General features: G+C 61.3%; 3 protein-coding genes. 2 read left to right on the plus strand and 1 reads right to left on the minus strand.

Annotated features, from left to right (window positions below; genetic code table 11):
* A partial coding sequence (locus NW837_RS08325; RefSeq protein WP_414330586.1) for an LptF/LptG family permease occupies positions 1–994 on the plus strand: 994 nt, incomplete at its 5' end.
* A complete protein-coding gene (locus NW837_RS08330; protein WP_414330588.1) occupies positions 976–4,446 on the plus strand; it encodes a hypothetical protein in 3,471 nt (1,156 codons plus the stop codon). The genes NW837_RS08325 and NW837_RS08330, both read left to right, overlap by 19 nt.
* Before the next feature lie 44 nt (positions 4,447–4,490).
* Here the strand turns inward: NW837_RS08330 and NW837_RS08335 are convergent.
* On the minus strand, positions 4,491–5,340 hold an 850-nt coding region (locus NW837_RS08335; RefSeq protein WP_414330591.1), incomplete at its 5' end, for an alpha-D-glucose phosphate-specific phosphoglucomutase.

The following is a 5,340-nucleotide window of genomic DNA, read 5'->3' on the forward strand; positions in this document are numbered from 1 at the left end:
CACCGATCTGCTGGTGAAAAAGGGCGCCCCTCCCCTGACCATTTTGCACATTCTCATCCTCAATTTGCCCGCCATTTTGGTGGTCACCTTTCCCATTGCCGGCCTCTTTGCCACCTTGCTCACCCTGGGCAAAATGGGAGCCGACAGCGAGATCACCGCCCTGCGTGCTGCTGGGATCCCCTATCGCAAAGTGTTTATCCCCGTGCTCTGTATTGGCCTGCTGATCAGCGGCTTGGCGCTGTTGACCAATGAAGTCATTGTGCCGGAAACCAACCAAAAGGTGAAAATCCTGAACAAGAACCTCATCTTGGCTCAAGATGCTCTTTTGTTTAATCCAGAAGAGATCGTGCGGGTGGATGATGATCTCTGGTTTCATGTCGGATCGATTGACCCGAAGACCGGCTTGATGCAGGATTTGTTGATCCTGGATCGCAAAGCTGAGACCGGCCACTTGCGCTATCCGCAGGTGATCTCCGCTCAAACCGCGCAGCAGGTGGGCCAATCGTGGCAACTGCGAGATGTGGTGATCCGCCGTTACGACGAGCAGGGGCGCACCTACTATGAAGGCCAGGTGGAAGAAATGCAGCTCAACATCGTCAACAAACTGGTGGGCCTGGTGTACGCGGAAAAGGTGCCCCAAGAGCAACGGGCGGGGGAGCTGTGGGAGCAGTGCCAGCGATATCGAGCGGAGCAACGTCCTTCTGCCGATGTGGCTCGCTGCCTGACGGAATACCACCTCAAGTTCGCCATTCCTTTGGCCAGCTTTTTCGCCATCTTGGTGGCTGCCCCCTTGGGCCTGCAAACGGTGCGGCAAACGGGGCGCTACGGCGGCGTGGCGCTAGCGATTGTTCTGGTGTTTATTTACTATGTACTGATGAGCCTGGGACGAGCGATGGGTCGAGTTGAGCACATCGATCCCTGGCTGGCTGCCTGGTTGCCGAATATGATTTTCGGTGGGGTGGGCTTCTCTTTACTGTGGCGGTTTTTACGGTGAAATCCTGCAACTTCCCCCCTGACTTCAGCCCTTGGGCAAAGTGGTTGGCCCTTTGCTGGGGCGGCTCCCTGTGGTTGGGGACGGGGGAGGCCGTCTTCGCCCAGTTGGACCCCCTGCCCACTGTTGGCGTCGGCGGGACGGAGTTCTCTCTGGAGGGCTACCAGCGCTTTCGGTCAGCGCAAACACTTGCTCAGCGCCTGCAACCGGCCCGCCGGGCTTCCAGCCCAGAACCGATGGCTGCCGCCGATGAGGAGCCCATCACCTTGGCCGAGGCGCAATCTTCTCTGCCTGCTACAGCCTTGACTGCGGCAACCCCACCCCCTACGGCCCCGGTTTCAGACTTTGGATCCCCTCCCCTTGCCAACTCTCCTGAAAAGCCCCTCACGCCAGAAGAACTGAACCGACAGCGGCTACAACGGCTGTTGGCCGAAGGGGCAGCAGCCCATGCTCGGCGACAGGCGCAGCAAGCCCAAGCAACACCGGCTCCCCAGCCCGCTTCACCGGCGACGCCCACCGCGGCAGTTCCCACCCTGAACTCCCTTCGGCTTTCCCAGCCCATGACTTCTCAGGCTGAAGCCCTGCAGGTGGAAGAGCAACCCTGGCTGCGCCCCACCAAGGACTCCGTCCCGCTAACGCGATCGGAATCCAATGGCGAAAACCGGGCTACGGCCCAACTGCAAGGTGGAGCCGGTTCAGAGGCAAGGTTAAATCGGATCCCAGCTTCCCCCAAGACCATTCCTCCCCTGATCTCCCAAGCCGGTGGGAGCTTGGATTTGGGCGGTGTCCTGTTGGCAGAGGCCACCTCTGGGTCGGGGCTGACGGGATCCCCCATGGCCACTCAAAGGGGCAGGGAAGCCTTTATCCCCACCGCTGGCTCACCCCTGGCTCCTCAGCTGCTGGAGCAGTTCCCCCTTTTGCGGGATCTGGGCACCGGGGCAGATGCCGTCTCGGCGACAGGGAACGTTAGCCAGGGATCCCAAATCCGCCAGCAGCTCTCGGCCACCGCGCAGCGGCAAATTCCCCTTGACCCGGATCAAATCAACGTGAGTGGGGATGTGCTCAGCTACATCGCCGAACAAGACCTGGGCATTGCCGAGGGGAACGCCTTGATCCAACTGGCTGACGGCACCCGCATCACCGGCGACCGGCTGCTGTTTTATCGGCGGGAGCGACGCCTGCGCAGCGAGGGCCCTTTTCGCATGGAGCAGCCCCCTGGCCCCCAAGGGCGGGGGATCCGGCAAATCGAAGGGCGAAATTTGGATCTGGATATCCCCGGTCGCACCGCCCAATTTGAGAGCTCGCTGGTCATTCTGCCGGGGGAGGAGCCGGGCACCAAGGTTTTTGTGCGCAGCCAAGAGACCACCGCCATTTTGGGGGATCAGATCTTTTTCGAGAAAGCCACCGTCACCACCTCGCCAGAGCCACCCATCACCCACTACGTGCAAGGGGATCGGGTGGAGGTGTTTCCCGATGACCGGGTGATCGTCTACGACGCCCGCGTGTTTGCCGGCGGCGAGCTGACAGAAGCAGGGGATCTGCGGGCGGGCCTGCAGATTGCCTATTTCCCCCTGTTCATCTACAGCCTGCGAGATCACCAATGGGTGCTGCCGGGGCGCAGCGAGACAGAGGGGGTGTTTGTCAAATCCAGTTGGGCCTACCGCTTCGACGAATACAACTTCGGCGGCCTGCGGCTGGATGCCATCCAGAAAAAAGGGGTGGGCATTGGTTTCTTGCACGACTACATCCTGCCCATCCCGGACAGCGTCAACTACGGGCGAGCCCAGTTTTACTTGGTTACCGAAGCCGACCAACAGCGCTTCTCCAGCCGTTTCCGCATCGACCACAACTTCGACTTTTACGCTGCCAACCTCTTTGGGCAGGAAGGCCAACTGCGGGGACAGCTCAACCTCAACCTGGACAACACCTACCGTCCTGCCGGCGGGCGCAACGACAACGCCGATCTCCGCCTCAACGCCACCTTTCAGGGGGATCTCTCCACCACCACCCTCAACATCAGCCGCACCGGATCCCAGGAGCGGGGCATCTACAGCTTCCCCCTCACCCTCAGCCACACTCAGCGCTACGGGGGCGTGCATTGGCTGCAATCGGATCTCCGCTTGGACTACAACCAGCGGGTGAGCGTCAAAGATGGCCCCGACTTTGCCGATGCGCGGTTGACGCTGGGCACTCAACTGACCCCACCCGGCTGGGGAGGTACCTATCGCCTGGCCTACCGCGCCTACAGCAGTTCCAATGGCGACAACGAGCCGCGTCGCAACTTCGAGCTGGCCTTTAACCCCGACCTCGTTCGCATCACGCCCGATATTGCTCTCAGCAGCGCCCTCACCCTAACTCAAGAGCAACAGCCGGATCAGGAGGTGGGGGCGGGCCTCCACTTTTTCAATCGCTACGAGCTGCGCTCCAGCCTTCAGTTCAACGATATTCAACCGGCTCCCTGGATCACCTTCATGCCGGGTTCTATCGATTACACCCAAGTTCTCTACTCCACTCCCGACCAGGAGTCTACTGTCAGCCTCAACCCTCGCCTCAGCCTCAGACCTGCCGACTGGAATACCATCGACCTGCGCTACAGCCGCACCTTCTACGGCAACAATTCTGTGCCCTTCCAAACCCTCTCCACCAGCCCTAAAGATGTGGATCGCATCAATGCCAACATCAGCTTCTTTACGCCCCGCGATCTTCTGCCCAATGTCCCCCCAGGCTACATTGCCTTTGAAGATGACCTGCCCGGCGAGCTGCCGATAGCCCTGACCTTCCCCGACGATACCCCGGAGGATTTGGCAGCGATTGCCTCCCGCAACTTGCAGGAGCTGCAGGCAGAGGTGAAAAACCTGGTGCGCCTGGACACCAGCCTTGGCTACGACTTCATCACCCAGAAGTGGGATACCCTCAACGCCAACTTCACCTGGAGCACCGCCCCTGATCTGTTCAACATTCAGTTGCAGACGGCCTACGACCTGAACCAGGGACAGCTCCAACCCGTTCGTCTGGAGTATCGGGGACGCAGCAGCACCACATTTAACCGGGATCAACGCTCTGGCCTGGATGTGTATGAGCCGGGGATCAGCTATGCCCTGCAGGCGGTTTACGATCCCCGGTTGGGCCAGATCTCTACCTATGGTCTGGAGCTGGATGCCACCCTCGGCACGCGATGGCAAAACCACTGGCGGCTGCGCTTGGGCCTGACGGAAGAAGGGATCCGCCGGGTGGAAGTTCGCCGTGACCTGCGGGATTTTGAGCTGCGCTTTGCCTACGATCCGGTGGCAGAGTCACTGCGCTTGGAAGGGATCCTGGTGGCTTTCCCCAGTCGCCCGGTGGGCCTCACCCAAGAGCGGGGAGATTTTCAACTGACCTCTCCCATCACCTCTCCTATCGGCACCTTTTTGCTCCGCGACGCCGACGCGACCGGCTGGGATGGCCTCAGGCCCTGATCCCCGCTTCCCTGGGAAGGCTCCCTGTCCACTGTTGCGGCGGGTTAGGTGATGACGTCTGGCTGCTGCCGACCGGTGCGGGCGCGAATCTGGGCAAGGTGATCGGCCAGTTGAATCTGTTCGGCCAAGGCCACTTGGGGATCCAGGCCATGCCGGGCGGGATCCAGCTCCAATCGCTCCAAGTACACCCGCAGGGTGGCTCCGTGGGTGCCGGTTCCCGAAAGCCGGTAGATGATGCGGGATCCATCCTCAAAGCCAATGCGGATCCCTTGGTGGCTGGTGGTGCTGCCGTCCACGGGATCGGTGTAGCTGAAGTCGTCAGCGTAGGCCACCAGCTGGGATCCCAAGCGCTGGCCCACCCACCCGGGCAGGGAGCGTCGCAAGTCTGCCATCAGCGCCTCGGCCACCTCCACCGGCAGTCCCTCGTAGTCGTGACGGGAGTAGACGTTGCGCCCATAGGTGCGCCAGTGCTCTTCCACGATCTGCCGCACCGGCTGCCGTCGAACGGCCAAAATGTTCAGCCAAAACAGGACGGCCCAGAGCCCGTCTTTTTCCCGGATGTGGTGAGATCCGGTGCCGAAGCTCTCTTCCCCGCAGAGGGTGACCTTGCCGGCATCCAGCAGGTTGCCGAAGAATTTCCAGCCGGTGGGGGTCTCGTAGCAAGGGATCCCCAGCTTGGCCGCCACCCGATCCGCTGCCTGGCTGGTGGGCATGGAGCGGGCAATTCCCGCCAGACCTTCTCGGTAGCCGGGTACCCGGTGGGCATTGGCTGCCAGCACTGCCAAGCTGTCGCTGGGGGTCACGTAAAATTGGCGGCCCAGGATCAGGTTGCGATCCCCATCCCCATCGGAAGCGGCCCCAAAGTCCGGCCCATCTTCCCGAAACAACAGTTCC

Source organism: Synechococcus sp. R6-10, assembly GCF_047461815.1.
GTDB lineage: Bacteria > Cyanobacteriota > Cyanobacteriia > Thermostichales > Thermostichaceae > Thermostichus.